16 protein-coding genes and 1 pseudogene are annotated in these 23,040 nt (G+C 68.3%); 12 read left to right on the top strand and 5 right to left on the bottom strand.

The window, feature by feature from the left end:
• Positions 1–78: 78 nt before the first annotated feature.
• Positions 79–3,747 carry a methionine synthase gene (gene metH / locus JNW91_RS01790; protein ID WP_255544916.1) on the top strand — a complete coding sequence of 1,223 codons (3,669 nt, stop codon included), beginning with the start codon at positions 79–81 and terminating at the stop codon, positions 3,745–3,747.
• Positions 3,748–4,127: 380 nt separating this feature from the next.
• Positions 4,128–4,311, top strand: a pseudogene (locus JNW91_RS01785) (IS256 family transposase); the annotation flags it as partial.
• A gap of 6 nt (positions 4,312–4,317) precedes the next feature.
• On the opposite strand, the gene JNW91_RS01780 reads toward JNW91_RS01785, so the two are convergent.
• Entirely contained in the window at positions 4,318–5,529 is a 1,212-nt protein-coding gene (locus JNW91_RS01780) for an MFS transporter (protein ID WP_203173207.1), read from the bottom strand.
• A gap of 110 nt (positions 5,530–5,639) precedes the next feature.
• On the opposite strand from JNW91_RS01780, the gene guaB reads away from it, so the two are divergent.
• Positions 5,640–7,121, top strand: coding sequence for an IMP dehydrogenase (guaB, locus tag JNW91_RS01775; RefSeq protein ID WP_203173206.1), 1,482 nt, complete (start codon positions 5,640–5,642; stop codon positions 7,119–7,121).
• Between the two features lie 42 nt (positions 7,122–7,163).
• Here guaB and JNW91_RS01770 read toward each other — a convergent pair whose 3' ends face one another.
• The 3 genes from JNW91_RS01770 to JNW91_RS01760 are packed head-to-tail and all read right to left on the bottom strand — an operon-like array spanning position 7,164 to position 10,817.
• A complete protein-coding gene (locus JNW91_RS01770) occupies positions 7,164–7,916 on the bottom strand; it encodes a thioesterase II family protein (protein WP_203173205.1) in 753 nt (250 codons plus the stop codon).
• Positions 7,903–9,393 (bottom strand): AMP-binding protein, encoded by a 1,491-nt coding sequence (locus JNW91_RS01765; RefSeq protein WP_203173204.1) that lies wholly within the window; start codon positions 9,391–9,393, stop codon positions 7,903–7,905. The genes JNW91_RS01770 and JNW91_RS01765 overlap by 14 nt, the downstream gene beginning before the upstream one ends.
• Complete coding sequence (locus tag JNW91_RS01760; RefSeq protein ID WP_203173203.1) at positions 9,390–10,817, bottom strand: cytochrome P450; 1,428 nt, start codon at positions 10,815–10,817, stop codon at positions 9,390–9,392. Before JNW91_RS01760 ends, JNW91_RS01765 begins: the two co-directional genes overlap by 4 nt.
• A gap of 772 nt (positions 10,818–11,589) precedes the next feature.
• On the opposite strand from JNW91_RS01760, the gene JNW91_RS01755 reads away from it, so the two are divergent.
• The 7 genes from JNW91_RS01755 (at position 11,590) to JNW91_RS01725 (ending at position 20,192) form a co-directional block, all read left to right on the top strand.
• Positions 11,590–12,612, top strand: a complete 1,023-nt coding sequence (locus tag JNW91_RS01755) for a threonine aldolase family protein (protein WP_203173250.1) — start codon at positions 11,590–11,592, stop codon at positions 12,610–12,612.
• Positions 12,613–12,764: 152 nt separating this feature from the next.
• Positions 12,765–13,280: an adenine phosphoribosyltransferase gene (locus JNW91_RS01750; protein WP_203173202.1), complete on the top strand. Its 516-nt coding sequence runs from the start codon at positions 12,765–12,767 to the stop codon at positions 13,278–13,280.
• A gap of 240 nt (positions 13,281–13,520) precedes the next feature.
• Positions 13,521–14,411 carry an isocitrate lyase/phosphoenolpyruvate mutase family protein gene (locus tag JNW91_RS01745; protein WP_203173201.1) on the top strand — a complete coding sequence of 297 codons (891 nt, stop codon included), beginning with the start codon at positions 13,521–13,523 and terminating at the stop codon, positions 14,409–14,411.
• Positions 14,412–14,461: 50 nt separating this feature from the next.
• Entirely contained in the window at positions 14,462–15,586 is a 1,125-nt protein-coding gene (locus JNW91_RS01740) for a homocitrate synthase/isopropylmalate synthase family protein (protein WP_203173200.1), read from the top strand.
• 13 nt (positions 15,587–15,599) lie between these two features.
• The gene (gene acnA, locus JNW91_RS01735; RefSeq protein ID WP_203173199.1) at positions 15,600–18,251 is read left to right on the top strand and encodes an aconitate hydratase AcnA; all 2,652 of its coding nucleotides are present in this window, start codon (positions 15,600–15,602) and stop codon (positions 18,249–18,251) included.
• A 1-nt stretch (position 18,252) separates the two neighbouring features.
• Positions 18,253–19,131, top strand: coding sequence for a phytanoyl-CoA dioxygenase family protein (locus JNW91_RS01730; protein ID WP_203173198.1), 879 nt, complete (start codon positions 18,253–18,255; stop codon positions 19,129–19,131).
• Positions 19,132–19,163: 32 nt separating this feature from the next.
• A complete protein-coding gene (locus JNW91_RS01725) occupies positions 19,164–20,192 on the top strand; it encodes a hypothetical protein (RefSeq protein ID WP_203173197.1) in 1,029 nt (342 codons plus the stop codon).
• Here the strand turns inward: JNW91_RS01725 and JNW91_RS01720 are convergent.
• The gene (locus JNW91_RS01720) at positions 20,189–20,995 is read right to left on the bottom strand and encodes an inositol monophosphatase family protein (protein ID WP_203173196.1); all 807 of its coding nucleotides are present in this window, start codon (positions 20,993–20,995) and stop codon (positions 20,189–20,191) included. The genes JNW91_RS01725 and JNW91_RS01720 overlap by 4 nt on opposite strands.
• Before the next feature lie 14 nt (positions 20,996–21,009).
• Here JNW91_RS01720 and JNW91_RS01715 point away from each other — a divergent pair, with 14 nt between their 5' ends.
• Positions 21,010–22,080, top strand: a complete 1,071-nt coding sequence (locus JNW91_RS01715) for a Gfo/Idh/MocA family protein (RefSeq protein ID WP_203173195.1) — start codon at positions 21,010–21,012, stop codon at positions 22,078–22,080.
• Positions 22,077–23,036 carry a ribose-phosphate diphosphokinase gene (gene prs, locus JNW91_RS01710; protein ID WP_203173194.1) on the top strand — a complete coding sequence of 320 codons (960 nt, stop codon included), beginning with the start codon at positions 22,077–22,079 and terminating at the stop codon, positions 23,034–23,036. Before JNW91_RS01715 ends, prs begins: the two co-directional genes overlap by 4 nt.
• Positions 23,037–23,040: the final 4 nt, after the last annotated feature.

The following is a 23,040-nucleotide window of genomic DNA, read 5'->3' as shown; positions in this document are numbered from 1 at the left end:
GGCAAGCGCTTCGGGGTACTATCTGCCTGTCGGGTCGAGAGGCGCTGCGACGGGCGGAGCCCGCCACGCTCGGCCTTCATGTCGTCAACAAGGGCGCCTCCGAGCTTCGGAGGCGGCTGCTTGAGCGCGTTACTGGACCAGAGAAGCACTGCGTCGTCGCTGCGGCAGTTGATGTCGCAGCGTGTTCTGGTGTTGGACGGCGCCTGGGGAACGATGTTGCAGGGCGCGAAGCTCACCGCCGCGGACTATCGGGGCGACCTGATTGTCGATCATCCGCGGGACGTCAGCGGTGATCCTGACCTGCTCAACCTGACCCGGCCGGACGTCATCCTGGACGTACACCGGCGGTATCTGGCCGCCGGCGCCGACATCACCACCACCAACACGTTCACGGCGACGAGCATCGGTCAGGCCGACTACGGGCTCCAGTCACTGGTTCGTGAGATGAACGTCCAGGGTGCGCGGCTGGCCCGGCAGGCGGCGGACGAGTTCGATGGGCGGTTCGTGGCCGGGTCGGTCGGGCCGCTGAACGTGACGTTGTCGCTGTCGCCGCGGGTCGAGGACCCGGCGTATCGCGCCGTCGACTTCGACGAAGTGCGCGCGGCGTACGCGGAGCAGATCTCGGCCCTGGCCGAGGGCGGTGTCGACCTGCTTCTGATCGAGACGATCTTCGACACGTTGAACGCGAAAGCCGCGATCGCCGCGGCCCGTGAGGTCGCGCCGCAGCTGCCGCTGTGGATCTCCGTCACCATCGTCGACCTCAGCGGCCGGACCCTGTCGGGGCAGACCGTGGAGGCTTTCTGGCGCTCGATAGAGCGGGCCGAACCGCTGGTCGTCGGCGTGAACTGCTCGCTGGGCGCGGTCGAGATGCGCCCGCACGTCGAGGAGCTTTCCAAGATCGCCGAAACCTATGTGGCGTGTCATCCCAACGCCGGTCTGCCGAACGCCTTCGGCGGCTACGACCAGACTCCGGAGGAGACCGCCGGCCTGCTCGGCGAGTTTGCCGCATCCGGCATGGTCAACATCGTCGGCGGTTGTTGCGGCACCTCACCGGACCACATCGCCCGGATCGCCGCCGCCGTGGCCGGCACACCGCCACGGACGGTCGCCGCCTCGCCTGAAACCACCCGGTTCAGTGGGCTGGAGCCGTTCGCCATCGGCCCGGACACCGGGTTCGTGATGATCGGTGAGCGCACCAACGTGACCGGCTCGGCCAAGTTCCGCCGGCTCATCGAGGCGGACAACTATCAGGGCGCGGTCGACGTGGCCCTGGAGCAGGTCCGCGGCGGCGCCAACCTGCTCGACGTCAACATGGACGCCGACCTGCTCGACAGCGAGCGCGCCATGACGACCTTCCTCAACCTCATCGCCACCGAGCCCGAGGTCGCCCGGATCCCGGTGATGATCGACAGCTCGAAGTGGACGGTCCTCGAGGCCGGCCTCAAGTGCGTGCAGGGCAAGGGCGTGGTCAACTCGATCAGCCTCAAGGAGGGCGAGGAGCCGTTCCTGGCTCAGGCCCGCCGGATCCGCGATTACGGCGCCGGCGTGGTGGTGATGGCCTTCGACGAACAGGGCCAGGCCGACACCACCGAGCGCAAGGTGTCCATCTGCGGCCGGGCCTACGATCTGCTCGTGGAGCAGGCCGGGTTCGCGCCGGAGGACATCATCTTCGACCCGAACGTCCTCGCCGTCGCCACCGGCATCGCCGAGCACAACGGGTACGCGAAGGCGTTCATCGACGCCCTCCCGCTGATCAAGGCGCGCTGCCCGGGTGCCCGCACCAGCGGCGGCATCTCCAACCTGTCCTTCTCCTTCCGCGGCAACGACGTGGTTCGCGAGGCCATGCATTCGGCGTTCCTGTTGCACGCGGTCCGCGCAGGGTTGGACATGGGCATCGTCAACGCCGGCCAGCTCGCCGTGTACGCCGACATCCCCGCCGACCTCGTCGACCTCGTCGAGGACGTGATCTTCGACCGGCGCCCGGACGCCACCGAGCGCCTGGTCACCTTCGCGTCGACCGTCACCGGTTCCGGCACCAAACGCGAGGTCGACCTGTCCTGGCGGGAGGCGCCGGTGACCGAGCGGCTGTCGTACGCGCTGGTCCACGGCATCGTCGACTTCATCGAGCAGGACACGGAGGAGGCCCGGCAGGGTCTCGCCCGACCCCTCGATGTCATCGAGGGTCCGCTGATGGACGGGATGAAGATCGTCGGCGACCTGTTCGGCGCCGGCAAGATGTTCCTCCCGCAGGTGGTCAAGAGCGCCCGGGTGATGAAGCGCTCGGTCGCCTACCTCGAGCCCTTCATGGAGGCCGAGAAGGAGCAGGCCCGCCTGGAGGGCCGGGTCGACCCGGGCCGCGGACAGGGCAAGGTCGTGCTGGCGACCGTGAAGGGCGATGTGCACGACATCGGCAAGAACATCGTCGGCGTGGTCCTGGGCTGCAACAACTACGAGGTAATCGACCTGGGTGTGATGGTTCCGGCCGGCCGGATTCTGGACACGGCCGTCGCCGAGGGCGCTGACGCCATCGGCCTGTCCGGCCTGATCACGCCGTCGCTGGACGAGATGGTCACAGTCGGTGCCGAGATGCAGCGCCGCGGCCTCAAGCTGCCTCTGCTGATCGGCGGGGCCACGACCTCGCGTCAACACACCGCCGTCCGCATCGCTCCCTCGTACGACGGCACGACCGTGCACGTGCTCGACGCGTCCCGGGTCGTCGGGGTGGTCTCCGACCTGCTCGACGATGGCCGCGCCCGCGAGCTGGACCGTGCCAACCGCGTCGAGCAGGAGCAGCTACGCGAGGCGCATGCCAGCCGGCACTCCCAGCCGATGCTCGGCCTGGCTGAGGCTCGCGACAACCGCGAGGAGGTCGACTTCAGCGACCTGCCGACCCCGGCCTTCACCGGCCGGCGCACGGTGCAGCCCACCCTGCCCGAGCTGCGCGAGATGATCGACTGGCAGTTCCTGTTCCTGGCCTGGGAACTCAAGGGTAAGTTCCCGGCGATCCTGGATCAGCCGGTCGCCCGCGAACTCTACGACGACGCCAACACCCTGTTGGACAAGATCACGAAGGACGACCTGTTCCAGGCCCGAGGCGTCTACGGCTTCTGGCCGGCGCACTCCGAGGGCGACGACATCGTCCTCGGCAACGGGGTGCGACTGCCGATGCTGCGCCAGCAGACGGTCAAACCGGCCGGCCGCGACAACCGCTGCCTGGCCGACTACGTGGCCCCGGCCGGCGACCACCTGGGCGGCTTCGCCGTGACCATCCACGGCGCCGACTCCCTGGCCGCGCACTACGAGGCCCAGCACGACGACTACCGCGCGATCATGGTCAAGGCGCTGGCCGACCGACTCGCCGAGGCCTTCGCCGAGTACATCCACCTGAAGGCCCGCCGCGACTGGTTCGAGCCAGACGCCGAGCCGGACCTCGCCGACCTGCACGCCGAACGCTTCCGAGGCATCCGACCGGCGCTCGGCTATCCGGCCAGCCCTGACCACAGCGAGAAGCGGGAACTGTTCGACCTGCTGAAGGCCGCCGAGCTCGGCATCGGCCTGACGGAGTCCTTCGCGATGACGCCGGCCGCCAGCGTCAGCGGGCTGATCTTCGCCAACCCGGCGGCGAAGTACTTCACCGTGGGCCGTATCGGCAAGGACCAGATCGAAGACTACGCCGCCCGCCGCGCCATGAGCGTCGCCGACGTCGAGCGGTGGCTGCGACCCAATCTGGCCTACGAACCGTCCTGACGGGTGTACCGGCCAGGCGGGAGCGCCACGCCGTGGCGCGGTCGGTGACGACGAGCGCCGGCGCTGCGGAGTTGCTGTACGGATAGACTAAACTGGATGCACTCCAACGTGTGGTCGTCGGGCGGGGAGGTTCCCCGGGTCACCGCAGGCAGCCGTGGGGTCCGTCTCTGCCAACGCGGGTCGACTCGCAGGTCGTTACACTGACCACCCGCGCCCTCGTAGCTCAGTGGATAGAGCACCGGTTTCCTACCCGGATGCTCCGCCCGCGGTCGTAGGCTGATGACCGGCGTTCTGTTTCTCTGCCCTTGTGTGCCGGTCGCCACCGGGTTTTGCTGTGGTCGCTTGCTAGAGATCAGCCAGGCGGTGTTCGCCCACTACTGCGGACGGCCAAGGCCCGCGGCCGTTTCCGAACGAGCAGGCCGCGTTGAAGTGTCTGTACCTGGTGACCCGGCCCCTGGACCCACCGGAGCAGGCTGAGCCCGATGGACGACGCGCTTGAATCCCGCGCTGAACGCCGTCGCCATCACCTTCAGCGACCGCTTCCCGGCGGCTGAGGCCTACTAGCCAAAATCAGCCCCTTACCGGAATGGTACGAGGAATTCTCACTGCGGTAAGCGCCACCGCAGCCAGCATGCAGCTGCCGCCGATCGACACCAGCGCGACCCGATAGCCGCCAGTCGACGAGTTGATGAAGCTCGCAGCCAGCGGCGCGCCCGCCTTCGCCAGCGTCATTGGTATGGCGACCACTGCGGCGAGAGTGCCGTAGTCCTGCGTGCCATAGCGCTCGGACAGGAGGATCGGTTTCGCGATGGTGCCGACGCCGGCACCGATGCCGAAGCCGATCACCGCACCGATGGCTCCGACCGGACTCGTGGCGATGACGGGTAGCAGGAACGCGGCCACGGCCTGCAGACCGAACACGGCTGCGGTCATCACGGCCGTCGCGCACCAACGTCGTAGCCCGGTCGTCACAAGACGCCCGGCGACCGAGAATACGCCTATCAGCCCCGCAATCCCCGCCGAGAACGCCGGGCCGTGTCCCCAGTGGCCCAGAGCCGAGACGATATGCACATTGAAGGCGTTGACGGCGCCCGCCTCTAGTGTGAGGCCCACCGCGATCAGCCAAAATGCCCTGTCGCGTAGCGCCACGGACCGGCCCGGCGCAGGGGCCGGTTGCGGTCCGGCGGTGCCGATTCGGCGATGCGGTCGGCGTACCAGGGTGTGCAGCGGAATGGTGCTGGCATAGAGGAGGCCGAGAATCATGACGCTCGTGCGCCATCCGTGGTGTTCGACGAGCCAACCGGACAGCGGCAGGAAGATGGTACTGGCGAAGCCCGCCGCCACGGTGACGGTCAGGAGCGCACGGGGTCGGGTGCGTGTGTCGTACCACGACACGACGACTGGGATGGCCGCGTCGTAGAGGGTCGCCGCGCCGACGATGCCGATTCCGCACTGCACGACGTACAACTGTGCGACGGTCTCGACCCGGGACCAGATGAGCAGGAGCATGGCGCCGCCCATCGAACCGGTAGTCATCAGGGCCCGCCCGCCATGCCGGTCGAGCCACCTCCCGAATGGTACGGCGACCACCGCGCCAGTGAGGATGCTGGCGGTATAGGCACCCGTCACCACGGCTGGCGAGCTGTTCAGATCGCGGGTCATCGGTTGGAGCAGCACAGCGAACGAGTAGAGAAGGATGCCGTAGCCGATGGTCTGGGTGATCGAGAGTGCGGCCAGGACGGTACGTCGTCGCCGACTGCCGGAGCCTTCTTCTCCGGTCATCACCGGTTCTCGGAGCCCACCGCGCGAGCGATGCCGTGCGATGGCGAGATGATCGATCGCATCGGGATCGGCTCCAGAATGATCGGATCCCGGTACCGTAGTATCCGTCCATGCCTGACGAGTTTCCCTCCAAGATGGCCAAGGCCGGTCTCGCCTTCGATGACGTGTTGCTCATTCCGGCACATTCGCGGGTCACGCCCGCGTCTGCCGACACCCGCACCCGCCTCACACCCTCGATCGAACTGGCTATTCCGCTGGTGTCGGCGGCAATGGACACCGTCACCGATGCCCGGATGGCCATCGCGCTCGCCCGGCTGGGCGGCATCGGCGTGCTGCACCGGAACCTGAGCGTCGAGGATCAGGTCGCCGAGGTCGACAAGGTCAAGCGGACCCAGTCCGGAATGATCACCGACCCGGTGACGCTCACCGCCGACCGTGATGTCGCGGAGGCGCTCGAGATCATGGCGCATTACAAGGTCTCGGGCGTACCGATCGTGGACGGTATCGGCCGGCTGATCGGCATTCTGACCAACCGGGATCTGCGTTTCGTGGAGCGCACCGACGTGCGGATCGCCGAAGTGATGCGGGGCCTTCCCCTGGTGACCGCGCCGGTGGGGACGAATCTCGAGGCCGCGAAGAAGCTCCTCGGCGAGCACCGTGTCGAAAAGTTGCCCATCGTGGACGACGCGGGGATTCTGCGCGGCCTCATCACGATCAAGGACATCCTGAAGAAGACGGACTTCCCTGCGGCTACCCAGGACGCCGAGGGTCGCCTCCGAGTGATCGCCGCGGTCGGGGTCGGCGACGACTCGGTCGACCGGGCCAAGGCTCTCGTCGCGGCCGGCGTCGACGCCCTGGTCGTCGACACGGCGCACGGGCATTCGCAGGGTGTGCTGGACACGGTCGCCGCGATCAAGAGATCCCTCGACATCGAGGTGATCGGTGGCAACATCGCCACCGCCGAGGCCGTCGAGGCGCTCGTGGACGCGGGCGCCGACGCGGTGAAGGTCGGCACCGGCCCGGGATCCATCTGCACGACCCGGGTCATCTCGGGCGTGGGTATGCCGCAGATCACAGCGATTTACGACTGCGCGCAGGCGGCCGCTCGTCACGGGGTCCCGGTCATCGCCGACGGTGGCATCAAGCTCTCCGGCGACATCCCCAAGGCCATCGCGGCCGGGGCCGACGCCGTGATGATCGGCGGCCTCTTCGCAGGCGTCGACGAGGCGCCCGGCGATCTGATTCTGGACCAGGGAGAGAGCTACAAGCAGTACCGGGCGATGGGCTCGCTCGCGGCCATGCGTGCCCGTTCCTTCTCCAAGGATCGCTACTTCCAGGGTGAGATCACCCAGGCCGACAAGCTCGTGCCGGAGGGCATCGAGGCCCGGGTCTCCTACAAGGGGCCGCTGTCCGGCGTCGTCTACCAACTGGTCGGCGGTCTGCGCTCCTCGATGGGCTACTGCGGCACCGCCACCGTGCGGGAACTCAAGGAGCGTGGCCAGTTCGTCCGGATCACCGGCGCCGGACTGCAAGAAAGCCACCCGCATGACGTGGTCATCACCTCCGACGAGCCCAATTACCGTCGACGTTGAGGGGGACGGGACGACCCCGGAGCGGAGTCTTCCACTCCGGGGTCATCCCGTCCTGTCCCGCAGCAGGGTCGCGCTGAGGTCGGCGAGGAACTCCGGCAGGCGGTCGCGAAAATAGAAGTGCCCGCCGGGGAAGCTACGGAATGTGCATGCCGCCACGGTGTGGTCGGTCCACGCTGCGAGCCGATCCTCGGTCTCCCCGTCGTCCTGACCGGACAACACAGTGATCGGGCAGGTGAGCGGCCCGTCCTCGGCGTAGCGGTGGGTGGCGGCGACGATCATGTCGGCTCGCAGAGGGCGCAGATGGAGCTCGAGGGCCTTCGGATCACGGCGCAACTCGTTTGGAATCGCGCCGAAGAGGCGTGCGACGGCGTTGACAAGGTCCGGACCATTCGCTGTCTCGAGAGAGATGGGCGACCGGTGCAGGTGTGGCGCGGCGTAGGAGGACGCGATCAGCCGCGTCGGCTCAGGAAGCGACCTGTCGCGGAGGAGCCGGGCGGCGTGGTAGGCGATCCCGGCCCCGAGGCTGTGGCCGAAGAACGCGTACGGAGCGGTCAGCCGGGCCTCAGACACGAACGCCTCGACGATGTTGTTCAGGTCGGTGATCGGCTGCTCCGCGCCCCGGCTTCCCCGCCCGGGCAGTTGGACCGCCCAGACCTCGATGCTGTCGGGGAGACCATCGGCCCACCGCACGTACTCGCCTGGCGACCCGCCGCTGTGCGGGAAGCAGTAGAGCCTCAGGGCCGCGGCAGGCCGCCGACGGCGGCACAGCAGCCAGCGTGGTTCACGGGCGGTCATCGGCTGCTTCTCTCGTCCGCGCGGTGTGAGCCTGCGCCGCCAGCATGTCGACGCCGCGTTGATCGACCTTGCCGTTGGGAAGCGTCGGCAGCTGGCCCCGGATCTCGATCCGCCCCGGCACGGCGACCCCGGGCAGGTGCCGCAGCGCGTGCGCCCGCACTGCCGCCGGAGTGAGTAACGGATCCGTCACGGTGACGACGCCCAACACGGCGGACCGGCCGTTGCGTTCGGCCACGCCGACCGCGGCCTCCGCCACACCTGGGCAGGTCGCCAGCACGGAGCTGATCTCGTTCCGTTCGATCCGCATCCCGCCCAGCTTCAACTGGTCGTCCACGCGACCGTGGAAGACCAGCCGGCCCTCGGCGTCGACTGAGACCAGATCTCCGGTGTGGAATACACCTGCGGCCCGATACTGCTCGGCCAGGCCCTGGCCCCCGATCACCAGTTCTCCCGGTGCGTCGCCGGTGCTCTCCACATACAGGGTCGTGCCGGGGATCGGACGACCGATGGGTACGCTGCCGGCGGAGGCATCCTCCGGTCGGCAGCGGTGCACGGTGCTCCAGACCGTGCACTCGGTTGGACCGTACTCGTTGAACAGTTCGCAGTCCGGTACCGCCGCGAAGTGCTGCCGCAGCAGGTCCGGTGGGCATGACTCGCCCGCCACTATGACGTTTCTGGGCGCGACGGCGTTAGTGAACAGTTCTCCGCGCAGCATCATCCGGTACAGCGACGGCAGCGTGAGCATGTGCGAGGCGCCGGCGGCGGCGCGGGCGATCGCGAGGACGTCGGTTTGGCGGTCGCTGGGAATGACCAGTTCGGCGCCGGAGGCCAGGGTCCAGTAGATGCCCGCCACTGAACTGTCGAACGAGATGGAGGAGCAGAGCACGAACCTGGTGACGGGTGCGTCGTAGTAGTGGAGTCGGGCGGCCGTCGAGGCGGCCAGGGCCCGGGCGCTGATGGTGACGCCTTTGGGGGCCCCGGTCGATCCACTGGTGTAGCAGGTGTAAGCGAGAGGGCCCCGTACCGTGGCGGCCCCGACATCACGGACGTCCGCCGGGATCATCACCGGAGTCGGTGGCACGTCGGTCAGGCCGTTCTCCACCACGGCGTACCGGGCCCCGCTGGCCCGGGTGATGTGCTGCCGGCGCCCGGCGGGGAAGGCCGCGTCGACCGGTACGTAGGTGGCGCCGCTGCGCAACACGCCGAGCATCGCCACCACCGCCCACCGACTGAGCCGAGCGTGTATCAGAACGTGGTCGCCCGGCCGCACACCCTCCGTGAGCAGAACCCGCGCGATCATCGCCGACCGCTCGTCGAGCTCCCGATAGGTGAACGTGCCCTCGCGGTCGGTCACAGCGGGGGCATTCGTGCCGAGGTGCGGCTCCACCAGGTCGAGAATGTGCTCCGGTGCGTCCAGGGTGGCTCCGCAAAGCTGATGGTGGCTCGCGGCCCCGGCGGGCGTCGGCGCTGCGGTCACGAGCGCCGCCGGGCCGGGCTACCGGTCACCATGAGTTTCTTGAAGCCGCTTAGGAACGTCGAATGCACCCGTACGGCCTCCCCGGTCACCGCGAGGTCGTCGAACGTCTCGAACAGCTCGCGAAAGAAGCGCCGTAGCGTGTACCGCGCCAGGTGCGAGCCGACGCAGTAATGACGGCCGACACCGAAGGCAAGGTGACGGTTCTGTTGTCGTCTGATGTCGAACGTCTCGGGCTCGGGGAAGGCCTCGGGATCCCGGTTCGCGGAGCCCAGGTAGGCCACGACGGCGACGCCCTCCGGAAGCTCCCGGTCAACCAGTGTCACGGGTCGCCGGGTGTAGCGCATGAAGTTGCTTGCCGGGCTCGCCCACCGCAGGGCCTCCTCCACCCCGCTGTCGAGGAGTTCGGGCCGCGTGGCCCAGTCGCGGTAGCCACCGGTACGCGAAAGCTCGGCGACGGCGGCGGTCGGCACGTGCGGCACCGTGCCCGCGGCACCGAGCAGCATGCTGTAGCAGTTCGAGACGATCGACCCGACCGGCGGCGCCTCACCGTTGACCTCGGCGGTGAGCAGGTAGCTGACCAGGTCGTCACCGGGCCTGCGCCGGCGGACCCGTACCAGGTCGGTCAGATAGGCGAACAGCTCGCGGTGGCCGTGCCGCAGCGTTGCCTCCGTGGCCCCGCCGATCTGGTACTCCGGGTCCTCCTCAGCGTTGCACATCGAGACCAGGCGGATAAGGTCGGCGGTGTCGGCAGGCGGCAGCGCGAGCATCGGTGTCATGGCGACCATTGGTAGACGAGCCGTCGCCGCGGCCAGGTCGAAGGGCTCGCCGTCGATACCGGAGGCCAGTAGCCGCCGGATGCCGGCCGCTATCTCGTCGCCGTACGCCTCGATCGGGCGGGCGCCCAGGGCCTTCTGCAGAGGCGCCCGTAGCTGGTCGTGCAAGGGTGGATCGGTGGCGGCGAGCTGGGCGCCGGCCGCGGGATCGCCCTTGCCCAAGAGGTTGACGAGGGTTCCGCGTTCGGACGTGAACGACTCGTGGTCGCGAATCACCCGCTGGACATCCGCGTACCGGGTGACGGCCCAGAAGCCGGCATCCTCGCCGCGGTTCGGCAAGGGTTGCCACCACACCGGGTCGTGCTCGCGTAACCACGCCCAGGTCGCATACTGCCGGCCGTCGGCGTAGAGCGCCGGGTCGGACAGATTCACCGATGCCGGCGGCGTCTTCCTGGCCTCTTCGATGGCCGCCGCAACCGCCGATATGGTCGGTTGCCGGTAGAGCACGGTAGACGGGATCTCCACTCCGAACGCGTCGTCCACCTGTAGTTGCAGCTCGGCGGCGAGCAGCGAGTCGCCACCCAGTTCGAAGAAGTCCTCGTCGTGCCCGACGTCGTCCAAGTCGAGGAGCTTCGCCCAGAGTGTGACCAACTGCGCTTCTACCGCGCTCGACGAAGGAAGTTCACATGGTTTGTAGGCAGGGTCCACGGCGCAACTCCATGAGGGTCGAAGAATCCATCAGGAAGTGGCCAGTTGTTCACAGCCGGCCCGATCGTATTCGTCGCTGAATAAGACCGATAACCGGCTCGCCAGCGTGGCCGGTTATGCAGGAATCCGGGCCGGTGAATTCGGTGGCGAATTCACTGAACCGGTGCGCAAGAAGTAAAGGTGTCGAGCGACTGCCCCCCGCAGTTTATTGATTGTCAGGCCTTCCGGTATTGGAAAGGTGATCTGATCAAGGTGGACCTTACCCACGTCTATCCACTTTGACAAGAGAACGCGGCACCGACCCTTTGCGAGCCATGATCAGGCTGGCTGGTGCCACGTTTTGCCTGCTCAGCGGGCATATGGCCTGGATTGTTGTCGATGATAGCACTCCGTTCGTGGGCTGGGGGGCACCGATTGAACGCTGGCGAGCGCCGCTGACGAACACGCTCCGTATAATCGAAGGTGGTCAACCTGGCGTGATCGAAGCGGTTGTCGATGAAAACGCCCAGGTAGGGGAGGGGTATTCGTTGCTATGGGGGTCCGCCGAGGAGTAATGATGTTTTTGACCTTGTGCTTCGGTCTTAGACTGATCTACGATCGACAATGACGGCCCGATGGGCGACTCATGCGGTCGCGCGGCTCCACATCTCCGATGTTGCATGCCGAGGGGAAGTCACGGGGGTCATCCTGTCGTCCTCTAGCCGTGGGGGAACCAATGGCACGCGAACTCGTGGATTTACGTAGTGAGACGGTGACGAAGCCGTCGGCCGCGATGCGTCAGGCGATGGCGAGCGCCGAGGTCGGCGACGACTGTTACGCCGAGGATCCCACCGTGGCGCGTCTCGAGGGCATGCTCGCCGACGCCTTCGGATTCTCCGCCGCTCTGTACCTGCCGACCGGCGTGATGGCGAACCATCTGGCGCTGCGTCTGCTCGCGGCGCCGGGGCAGGAGGTGTTGTGCGATGCCGACGCGCACTTCCTGCTCTACGAGGACGGCGCGCTGGCCTGGCACGCCGGTATACAGACGCGTACCACGCTCTCCTCTGACGGCGTGGTCAAACCGGACGACCTACGGAAGATGATCAGGCGGCCGAAGCCGTTCAGCATCGGCACCACGGCGGTGGCGGTGGAGAACACGCACAACCGCTCCGGGGGTCGGATCTTCCCGCTTCCCGAGTTGCAGGAGATTCGCAAGATCGCGGACGAGGGTGGGATCGCCGTGCACTGCGACGGTGCCCGGATCTGGAACGCGCACGTCCGGACCGGCGTCTCTCTCGAGGAGTACGGCCGGTGCTTCGACACCCTGTCCGTCTGCCTGTCAAAGGGCCTCGGGGCGCCGGTCGGTTCGGTCCTGCTCCTCGACCGGAGCCGGCTCGCGGAGGCGCGGGTCATGAAGCACCGCATGGGTGGAGGCATGCGGCAGGCAGGCATCATCGCGGCCGCCGGGATCTATGCGTTCGAGAACAACATCGATCGGCTGGCCGAAGACCACGAGAAAGCACGCCTCGTCGCGGAGATATTGCGTGACGCCGGCATCGACGTCCAGGAGCCGGAGACGAACATGGTTCTCGTGCCGGTCGACGACCCGGACTGGGCCGTGGCGGCCTGCATGGAGGCGGGGGTGCGGGTGTCGGCGATCAGCGCCACCGAGATCCGGATGGTGACGCATCTCGATGTGTCCGAGTCCGACGCCAAGCATGCCGCACGCGTCGTATCCGAAGTGCTCTGCCGGCTCTAGGTCGCCTTCGACGAGGAGCTGGGCAGGGAATGGATGGTGATGCTCCGGGCGGGCCTGCCGGTCCGATCCGAGCCGCGCCTCCACCAGCAAGGCCGTGAACTGACATCGAAATCGGGGGCAGAATGACGAGTCCGCAGTCACCAGACGATCTCATGCGCTTTCACCAGACCATCCCTGCTCTCGCCGGCTTCCGGGAGAACGTCAAGTTCCGAGACATCATGCCGATGCTCGCGAATCCGGAAGCACTGGCGTTCACCCAGCGGCAGCTGCTCGACTGGGCGCGACCCTTGGAGCCGGACTACGTGGCGGCGGTCGACGCCCGCGGGTTCATCTTCGGAGGCGCCCTGGCACTCGGCCTGAACTGCGGATTCCTCGCCATCCGCAAGAAGGGGAAGCTGCCCGGGGAGACCGTGGGCAAGGAGTTCACCGGTGAGTACGCGACCGACTACATCGAGATGCGTACCGACCTCTTCCCGCCGGGTGCCAAGATCCTTCTGCACGATGACATCGTGGCGACCGGCAACTGCACGAGGGCTGCGGCGCAACTGATCGAGAGCCTCGGCGGTGAGGTGGTGGGCATCTGCTCGATTCTCGAAAAGGCTTTTCTCGGTGGTCGGAAGAAGATCTCGGGCTACAAGTTCAAGCCGGTCTTCGTCTATGAAGCGTGATCCGCGACCCGGCGCCGGATTCCGGTTCGGGACGCAGCCGTCCGACAGTTGGCGCTTCAGGTAACCACTTCGCAGTCAGCCCGTGGCTGCGAACGGCACGTTCGATCGTTCCGCCCTTCCCGCATCGGCGCGGGACTGCCGTGTGGCCGCGGGGCGGTGTCAGAGGTACGGGCGGTTGCCCTTGCCGAGCCGGCGACCGATGCGAAGGTCTGCTCCGGCGCGCCTCTTCGAGGAGGATCAATGAAGAAGAGTCTTCGCGCACTGCTGGGCGAGCTCCAACCGGTGAGAGTGATGGGTGCCCATGACGGCATGACCGCGGTCCTGGCGCAGAACTACGGCTTCGAGGCCATCTGGGCCGGTGGCCTGGGTATCTGCACGGCGGCTGGGGTGCCCGACGCCGGTTTGCTCACAATGACCGAACTGCTGGACGCGGCGGTGACGATGCGTCGCCGGGTCGACATCCCGATCATCGCGGACGTCGACTCGGGCTTCGGCGACGTCAACGTGGTCCGGCGGATGGTGCAGCTCTACGAGGGTGAAGGCATCGCGGCTATCTGCATGGAGGACAAGCAGTACCCGAAACGCAACAGCTTCCGCGACGGGAACGTCCTGGAGGACGCCGGGGTGTTCGCCCGCAAGATCGCGGTGGCGAAGGCCGCGCAGCGGGGCGACGACTTCATGGTCATAGCGCGGCTGGAGTCCCTGATCGTCTCGGCGGGCCTGGATGACGCGATCAAGCGGGCCGAGGTGTACTGCGAGGCGGGGGCCGACGCCCTGCTCATCCACAGCCGGGCGCGGACCGCGGACGAGGTGGCGGAATTCGCCACGGCGGCCCGGGCGGCCGACATCACCGTTCCGCTCTTCATGATTCCCACCACCTACCCGGGTGCCAGCGCCCGGGAGCTACGCGCGTGCGGAGCGGACGCGGTCGTCTACGCCAACCAGGTTATCCGGGCGGCGCTCCAGGCCATGACCGCCGTGCTGGACCATGTCGCCCAACAGGATTCCACCCGGCTGATCGAGGGCGACATCGCCACCGTCGCGGACCTGTTCGACCTGGTGAAGACCGACGAACTTCTCGACGATTCGCCCTGGATCGGTTTGGCCGAGAAGGCCGGGAGCCCGGCATGAAGGCGGTAGCACAGCCGACGACACGGACCGACAGCTCAGAAAGGGACGCCATGCGCAACGACATCATCATCGAGGACACCACCCTCCGCGACGGGGAGCAGACGCCGGGCGCGGCGTTCTCGTTCCATGTCAAGACCGACATCCTCAACGGTCTGTTGGACGCCGGCGTTCGGTGGCTTGAGGTCGGCATCCCCGCGATGGGCGGTGAGGAACTCAAGTTCGTACAGTCCACGGTCGAGCGCCAGGACGAGAACACCCACCTGGTCGCGTGGCACCGGGGTGTCCGGGAGGACGTCGAGAAGTCACTCGACATGGGCTTCAAGACGATTCACATCGGTTTGCCGACGTCGGACAACCACCTCAAGGCCAGCGTCCGCAAGGACCGCTCCTGGCTGCTGGGAACCGCGAAGTCGCTCATTAGTATGGCCAAAGACCGCGGCGCCTTCGTCTCGGTCAGCGCGGAGGACCTGGCCCGTACGGAGGGCGGCTTCCTTCAGGAGTATGCGGGGGCGGTGCACGAGGCGGGCGCCGACCGGCTGCGGCTCTCCGACACGATCGGCATCATGACGCCGGAACAGTACGGCGAGCGCGTCCGCTTGGTGCGTGAGGCGGCCCCCATCGACCTGCAGTGCCACACCCACAACGACTTCGGACTGGGGCTGGCCAACACCATCGCCGGTCTGAAGGCCGGTGCCCGCTACTTCCACGTGACGATCAACGGCATCGGCGAACGGGCCGGCATGACGGACATCGCCCAGGCAGCGGCCACCCTGCAACTGCGGTACGACGTCGACCTGGGCATCGATCTCACCAAGCTCACCCGGCTGAGCCGGCTCGTCAGCGCGGCCACCGGCCGTCAACTTCCCCCCTGGCAGCCGGTCGTCGGTGACAACGTGTTCGCGCACGAATCCGGGATCCACGCCAACGGCATGTTCCGCGACACGTCGAGCTTCGAGCCCTTCCCGCCGGACCTGGTCGGCGGCAAGCGTCGGTACGTGCTCGGGAAGCACTCCGGCCGGGCTCTCGTCGCCTGGGCGCTGGAGGAGGCCGGTGTGACGCCGCGCCCCGAACTGCTCGTGCCGTGCCTGGAGGAGATCCGGTCCCGGTCCATCGAGATCGGTGGTGAGGTCTCGCCAGCCGAGGCGGTCGAGATCTACAACCGGCTCGCCGCCTGAGTCTGCGCAGCCGATGCTCTCCCAGCTCCCCGGCTCGCCGGGCGACCGCGTCGTTGACCTCGGCGAGCTGCAGAAGCGGGTACCCGCTCTCAGCACGGCACCGCGGGTGACCCGGATCTTCGCCGAGAACATCGTGCGCGCGGCTCTCCGTGCGCCGGATTCGTCGCGGCCGTCCTCCGTCGCGGAAGCGACGGAGGCGGTGGCGGCCCTGGTGGCCGCGGGACCGTCCGGCGAGCCCGTCGAGTTCGACCTGTGGCCGACCCGCCTGGTGCTGCAGGACCATTCGGGCATACCCGTCCTCGCCGACCTGGCTGCCCTGCGCTCACAGGTTGCCGCCGCAGGCGGTGACGCGGCGGCGGTGCGGCCGGCGCTGCCGGTGGACCTGGTGGTCGACCATTCCATCGAGGCGCATCGGTCCGGGAACGATGCCGCCCTGGACCGGAACATGGACCGGGAGTTCGCGCTCAACGACGAGCGGTACCGGTTCCTGCGCTGGGCCGAGGGCGCGGTTCCGGGCCTGCGGATCGTGCCGCCCGGCGGCGGCATCGTCCATCAGATGCATCTGGAGCACCTCGCCGCCGTCGTGCTGCACGATCAGAGCGGCATCCTGGCACCGGACACGGTCCTCGGTACCGACTCGCACACCCCGATGATCAACGCGCTGGGCGTCCTCGGCTGGGGCGTCGGGGGGGTTGAGGCTTCGTCGGCGATGTTCGGTCACCCCGTCTCGGTCCGGAGCCAACCGGTCATCGCCCTCCGGCTCACCGGTGCACCACGCCCAGGCATCATGTCGACCGACATCGCCCTGACCCTGGCGCAGTTCCTGCGCGAGCGCGGGGTGGTCGGCACCATCATCGAATTCGTGGGGACCGGCATCCGGGCACTGTCGGTCGAGGACCGATCCACCATCGCCAACATGGCGCCCGAGTACGGCTGCCTGGCGGCATACTTCCCGGTTGACGATGCCGTCCTCCGCTACCTGACGGCGACGGGCCGATCCGCGTCACACGTCCGTACGGTCGCCGACTACACCCGCTACCAACGCCTTTTCGACGACGGCGAGACGATGCCGTCCCTCTCCGGCTACACAGATGTCTGGTCCTTCGACCTCGCCGCCGTGCGGGGGAGCACGGCCGGCCCGCGCCGACCGCAGGACCGGCTCCACTTCGCCGAGGTACCCCGGAGCTTTCAGCAGTCCCGCCAGGCCCGCGCCGAGCGCTCCGCCGGGGCCGACCGGACGCACCCGCACGAGGGCGCTATCGCCATCGCCGCGATCACCAGTTGCACCAACACCGCAAACCCGAGGCTCATGATCGCCGCCGGGCTGGTGGCGCGGAACGCGGTCCGTCGCGGGCTGTCGGTGCCGGACTGGGTGAAGACCAGCCTGGCACCCGGTTCGCGCCGGGTCACCGACTACCTGGCCGCCGCCGACCTGCTCGAACCGCTCGCTCGCCTGGGATTCGATGTGGTGGGTTACGGCTGCACCACCTGCATCGGAAACTCCGGCCCGCTGCACGACACCGTCGAGGAGTGGGTTGCCGCCGGCGCCGGGACGGCCGCCGTGCTCTCCGGCAACCGGAATTTCGAGGGCCGGATACATCCGGCGATCAGCGGCGCCTATCTCATGTCGCCGCCCATGGTGGTGGCGTACGCCCTGGCCGGAACCGTGCTGATCGACGTCGAGCGTGACCCGCTCGGGCACGACCCCTCCGGTGAGCCGGTCCACCTGGCCGACCTGTGGCCGCCAGAGGAGGAACTGACCGCGTCCGTGTCGTCGGCCGTGGCGCACCTGTCGGGGCAGTCGCGCGACGTCTTCCGTGGTGACGCGCGCTGGAACGCGATCAAGGCCCCACCCGGCGATTGTTACGACTGGCCGGCGAACTCCTCCTATCTGATGCCGTCGCCCCTGGTGTCGCCGGACGGTTACGGCGGCTACGGCGATGTCACAGACGCCCGGGTGCTGGTCTTCGCCGCGGACTCGACCACCACCGATCACATCTCACCGGCGGGGCGGATCGCCCCCGACTCCGAGGCCGGCCGTTACCTACTCGACCTGGGCGTGCCGGCGGCGGAATTCAACTCGTACGGGTGCCGTCGGGGCAACCACCACGTCCTGGTCCGGGGCACGTTCGCGAATGTGAAATTCCGCAACCGACTCACGCCCGACCGGGCGGGCGGGTGGACCCGGCTGGCTTCGTCCGGCGAGACGGTGACGGTGTACCGGGCGGCGCAGGCGTATGCCGCCGCGGGTGTTCCGGTGATCGTTCTCGCCGGTCGGGACTACGGCATGGGCAGTTCCCGGGACTGGGCGGCCAAGGGGCCTCGGTTGCTCGGTGTGCGGGCCGTGCTGGCGACGAGCTTCGAGCGGATCCACCGGAGCAACCTGATCGGTGTTGGCATCGTGCCGCTGCAGTTCCTCGACGGCGACGACCCCGACCGGCTCGGGCTCATTGGGACCGAGTCGTTCACGGTCCGGGGGATCGATGCCGCGGAGCCGCTCTCGAAGGTGTCGGTGAGCGCGACCGACGCGGTCGGAGGCGTCAAGAGATGGCAGATGCTGGTCCGGATCGACACGTCCGCGGAGCTGCGATGCGTGCGGCAGGGCGGCTTCCTCAGTGTCCTCGCACGCGAGCTGACGCCTGACTCAACCGAAGCGGAGGACTGACATGACCTCACCGAAACCCGCGCCGCCCGGCTTCACCAAGTCCGAGTGGGAGGAGTTCGAGGAGAACGGGCTCATCCACCTGGATGACCGCATCGACCCGGAGTCGGTCGATCGCTACCTCGACATCGGCCGGCAGTTGGTGGCCGGCATGGTGCCCTCCTCCAAGAACACCAACAAGATCGAAGACCTGGTGCTGAGGCATCGGGATCTACAGGAGCTGATCGACCACGAACGGCACATCGGCTTCGCGTACGACATTTTCGGCGACACCGTGCGCCTGTCACAGAACGACATGATCGTGCGCCAGCCGGGGGCCGTCGTGAACCACTGGCACATCGACGGTCCGCGGGCCGTCCCCTTCCGGGTGTTCTCGCCGGTGCTGCCGCTCAAGCTTCGCATCGGGTACTGGCTGACCGATGTTCCGCATGACGAGATGGGAAATCTGGTCTACCTGCCCGGCAGCCACCGGGCCGGATACGACGGTGAGCACACCTCTACCGGCACGTTGCCCGGTGAGCGGGTGCTGCGAGCGCGCGCGGGCTCGATCACCGTCTTTCATGCCAGCCTCTGGCACCGGGTGCAGCCGAACAACAGCACCTCGACCCGGGTGAACTTCTTCCTGTCGTACACGCCGAGTTGGATCAGTGGCTATCGCTTCTACGACCCGCAGTGGGCCGCGTCGCTCACTCGGGAACGTCGCATCATCGTGCGGCCCTACGGTGAGGACCAGGAGCGCTTCATCCGGCCGCCGGCCGCCGACCTGCCGCTCTTCGACGACCCGGACAGCGCCCGCACGGTCGACGGGGTCGAGAAGCACAAGGTGCGCCGGCTGACCCGCTACGAGAGGGAGTTCGCATCGTCTCATCGCAGGCAGCCGTGAGCCGTACGGTCCGGGCGGCGCTCGGCCCGCTGATGGCGGCACTGATCCGGGACGATACCGAGGAGGCGCTCGCCGATCTGCTCCGGCGGGCGCTCCCGGCCGGATGGTCGGACCGTGCGGCGGCGGAGCACGTGGTCCTGGAGGACACGGGGGTTGACGCGGGCGCGGCCATGGCCGCCGCTCTTCCCGTCTGGGCCGGGCGAGGGTTCGTCCCGCTGCGCGTCAAACCGCTACGTCACGGCTCCGTGGCCCGGGAGATCCTGCGGGTGGCGCTGGCGACGCTACGCCGGTGCGGCTTCGACGCCGCGGTGCCACAGTGGATTGTCGGCGACACGCTGGTGACCCTGCAGCAGCCCACCGCGGTGGACCTGCGGTTCCTCTCGGGTTGCGTTCCGGACGTCGCCGGCCGGGCTCGCCGTTGCGGGCTGGATCTGCTGGACGAGTTCGTCGCCGTGGAGGGCGCGATGCGCGATGCGACAATCCGGCAAGACCTGGGCCCGCCCCTACCGTTCCCCGTCGCGAACCGGTACGCCGCAGCGCTGGCGCGGATAGAGCACCTGATCGGCGGCGATGTGGCGGCCCGGCTCCCGGCCGTCATCGAGGACGCACCCGGTCCGCGGGTCTTCTTCTGTGATCCGAAGCCGGCCAATCTCGTCCTGCCGGCGTCGCAGGTGCAGGGATGGCGGGAGACCGGTTCGCCGGCACCGATCGGGGTGGATCTGGATTTGATCCACCACGACAGTTCGTATGTTCTGCAAGCGGTGCTCGCGACCTTCTCCGCACCGCTGCCCACCGACGACGCCGAGTTCGCCGCGTGCCGCGGACAGGCGCACGACGCCTGCGCGCGGCACGGGGTCGACCCGGACGCCGTGGATCTGATCGTGGTCTACCATCTCGTGCGCAATCTGACGACCGCGCTCGAGCGAGCGGACCTGCCCAAGGCGACGGCCTTCGCCGAGGCGCTGGTGCTGGCGGACGGCGCGCTCGGCCTCGGCTTGGGCTCTTCGGGCAGGGATCGGCTGCGTGACGCCGCCCGGTCGCTGGTCCGATTGGGAAGCTAATGCAGGCCGAGCGCCGAGCGGAACCCGGCATCTCCGATAACGATCTCCCCCGGGGCCCACTCCCACGGGGAGCCGTCGAGCGAGGAAACGGGGTAACCGGTTTCCTCGGTGATGAGCTGACCGGCGGCGAGACCCCAGGTCGACAGGATGCCGTTGCGCTCGGTCACCGGTTTGACGAGCCCGGCGATCCGGCCGTCGACGATCCAGCAGAGCTTCAGCGAGGTGCACGCCATCCCCTCGATGACGTAGCCGTGGCGGATCAGCTTCTCGGCGGCGAGCGCCATCGACCCCGTCATGTCGCGTTGCCGGATCGCCACCCGCCGAGAGCCGGTGGGGCGCGACTCCAGCCGCCGGATGCCGCGGTACGCGCCGAGGCCCCGGGCCGCGGCGTAGGTGACCTGTTCGGCGGGGTGGTGTACGAGACCGAAGAGAGGTCGCCCGTCGAGCAGCGCGGCCAGCGTGATCGCGTACGTGGTGCTGCCGTCGGCGTACGAGCGCGACCCGTCGACAGGGTCGAGCACCAGTTGGAGCCGTCCCGGCGTCCCCACCGGTCGGCCGGTGCGGTGGAAGGTTTCCTCGGCGAGCACGCTGACGTCACCGAACTGCGCCTGCAGCAGCTCGATCAGATCACACTCCAGCTCGTACTCGAAGGCACCGAACGCCGCGGCGTCGCTCATGAACGTGTGCTGACGGAGCACCAGCAGCCCGCCCCAGCGGGTCAGACGGGTCAGCAGCGCCGGCCAGTCGATCGAGGTGGGCGTCGGAAGATCCACGAGACAGGGCGGCACATCATCGGCGGGCATGAATGGAGACTATCGTGACCAATGCCATTCCACTGGTACTTATCGGTGCGGGGCGGGTCGCACACGCCGCCTACCTGCCGTCGCTGGCCCGGATGCCCGACGAGTTCCGGCTGATCTCGGTCGTCGAGCCGGATCCGGCCCGAGCAGCCGAGGTGGCCGCGCTGTACCCGGCGGTACGGGTCGACCTCGGTGTCGCCGCCGCGGTGCGGGCAGGCGCCCGGGCGGCGATCTGCACGACACCCTGGTACACCCACCTTGCCGTGGTCGGCGAATGCCTCGATGCAGGCATACCGGTCCTCTGTGAGAAGCCGGTCAGTGTGGATCCGGACGAGATCGACCAGTTGCGCCGGCACAGCGCGCGCACCGCCGTCCCCGTCGCCGTCGGGTACATGAAGCGTCACTCACGGGCGGTCGCGCGCTTCCTCCAGCAGGCGGAGCCGCTGATGGAGGAAGCCCGGGAGCTGACCGTACGGGTGCTCGACCCCAACTCGCCCGCGCAGATCGAACACCTCGTCCCCGAGATCGTGCAACGCCGGGGGTTACCGCCCCCCTCGGCGATCGAGGTCGCGGCGCGAGTGTCCGGAGCAGAACGAGCCGAGGTCCTGATGCACGGGTTGGGTGGTTCGCTGGTTCATCACGTGAACCTCGTCCATGTCCTGCTTCGGAAAACGGGTCTGGACCTGATCGGAGGGGCGACGTACGGGGCCTCCTGGGCGGACGGCTCGGCAGTGACGTGCGGCTGGCGTCCTCGCCCGGACCTCATGGTCCGGATGAGCCACACCAGGGTGCCGGAACATGGACGCTACCGGGAAGTCGTGCAGCTCGTCGCCGGCCGCACCGTGGTGAAGCTGACCATGCCGTCACCGTACGCGGACGACGGTGGCGAATGCTCCGTCACGCACTGGGACGCCGCGGGACGGGAGGAGACCGGCGTTTTCCGATCCACTCGGCCGGAGTCCGCCTTCGCCCGCCAGCTCCGTGCCTGGGCCGCGATGATGCGAGGGAACGGCCCCGCCCTACCGGACCTGACCGAGGCGTGTACCGACGCGCTGGCGATCCGGGAAGTCGCGAGGAGCATGGCGTGAGCAGGTCGTCCATCCGCGTCATCGTGTTCGGGCCGGATGACCACTTCCGCGTGCGTGACCTTCCCGAACAGTTCGAAGCCGTGTTGGCTGACCGGCACGTTTTCCCCGACGGCGAGCAGCTCGTGACCGTCCCGGACGGCACAGACCTGTCCGGCCGCGATGTCCTGGTCGTGCACTCGATGTCCGGCAGCCAGGACCGCGGACTGATCAGCTTGCTCCAGTTGCTCGACGCGGTGGCCGGTGTCGGGGGCGCCGAGCCGACATGCTTCGTACCCTACCTGGCGTACCAGCGGCAGGATCGGAGGATGCGCCCGGGCGAGCCGCACAGCGCCCGGATGGTGCTGGCCCTGCTCAAGGCGGCCGGCGTGACCAGGCTGATCACGGTCGATCGGCACAGCGTGGGGCCGGCCGTGCCGGGCCTGGTCGTGCGGGACATCTCCGCCGGCGAGGAGTTCGCCCGCCGGCCACCCGATTGGGTGCGGGAGGTCGATCTGGTCGTCGCCCCGGACGCGGGAGCAGCGCTGCGGGCTTCGGGGGTCGCGCGGCTGCTCCGGCTCCCGTTGGTGGTACTGGCGAAGCACAAGGACGCGTCGGGCACGTTCTACGCCCGGATCGGGAACGAGGTGCGGGGGCGGCACTGCCTCGTCGTGGAGGACCTCTGTTCCAGTGGGTCCACCCTGGTTCCGCTGCGCGACGCGCTGTTCGCGGCCGGCGCCGGGATGAGCGTGTTCGTCGCGCACCTGCTGGCGGGGCGCGAGGTGATTCGCGTCCGGCTCGCCCGGCCGTGCGGGTGGCGACCTCGGACAGCGTCGGCGACAGCAAGGCCGAGGTGGCGCTGCTGCTCGCGGCAATCGACGAATGGTGTGGGAGCCCGCCCGGCGCGTGCCGGGTGGGTGGTGGCAGGGACGAGGAACAGGGGGCGCCGTAGTGCGTACGATCGTGAGAATTGCGGGTGACGGT

The organism is Micromonospora parastrephiae (assembly GCF_016802865.1).
GTDB lineage: Bacteria > Actinomycetota > Actinomycetes > Mycobacteriales > Micromonosporaceae > Micromonospora > Micromonospora parastrephiae.
Note: the sequence above shows the minus strand (reverse complement) of the source record. Positions and strands in the feature narration are given on the sequence as shown.

Coding starts and splice junctions, on each gene's coding strand:
- JNW91_RS01770 (WP_203173205.1), bottom strand. CDS start 7,916: ATGACCGCCCGTGAACCACGCTGGCTGCTGTGCCGCCGTCGGCGGCCT.
- guaB (WP_203173206.1), top strand. CDS start 5,640: ATGCCTGACGAGTTTCCCTCCAAGATGGCCAAGGCCGGTCTCGCCTTC.
- JNW91_RS01730 (WP_203173198.1), top strand. CDS start 18,253: ATGACCTCACCGAAACCCGCGCCGCCCGGCTTCACCAAGTCCGAGTGG.
- JNW91_RS01750 (WP_203173202.1), top strand. CDS start 12,765: ATGCGCTTTCACCAGACCATCCCTGCTCTCGCCGGCTTCCGGGAGAAC.
- metH (WP_255544916.1), top strand. CDS start 79: ATGTCGTCAACAAGGGCGCCTCCGAGCTTCGGAGGCGGCTGCTTGAGC.
- acnA (WP_203173199.1), top strand. CDS start 15,600: ATGCTCTCCCAGCTCCCCGGCTCGCCGGGCGACCGCGTCGTTGACCTC.
- JNW91_RS01745 (WP_203173201.1), top strand. CDS start 13,521: ATGAAGAAGAGTCTTCGCGCACTGCTGGGCGAGCTCCAACCGGTGAGA.
- JNW91_RS01755 (WP_203173250.1), top strand. CDS start 11,590: ATGGCACGCGAACTCGTGGATTTACGTAGTGAGACGGTGACGAAGCCG.
- JNW91_RS01740 (WP_203173200.1), top strand. CDS start 14,462: ATGCGCAACGACATCATCATCGAGGACACCACCCTCCGCGACGGGGAG.
- JNW91_RS01720 (WP_203173196.1), bottom strand. CDS start 20,995: ATGCCCGCCGATGATGTGCCGCCCTGTCTCGTGGATCTTCCGACGCCC.
- JNW91_RS01725 (WP_203173197.1), top strand. CDS start 19,164: ATGGCGGCACTGATCCGGGACGATACCGAGGAGGCGCTCGCCGATCTG.
- JNW91_RS01780 (WP_203173207.1), bottom strand. CDS start 5,529: ATGACCGGAGAAGAAGGCTCCGGCAGTCGGCGACGACGTACCGTCCTG.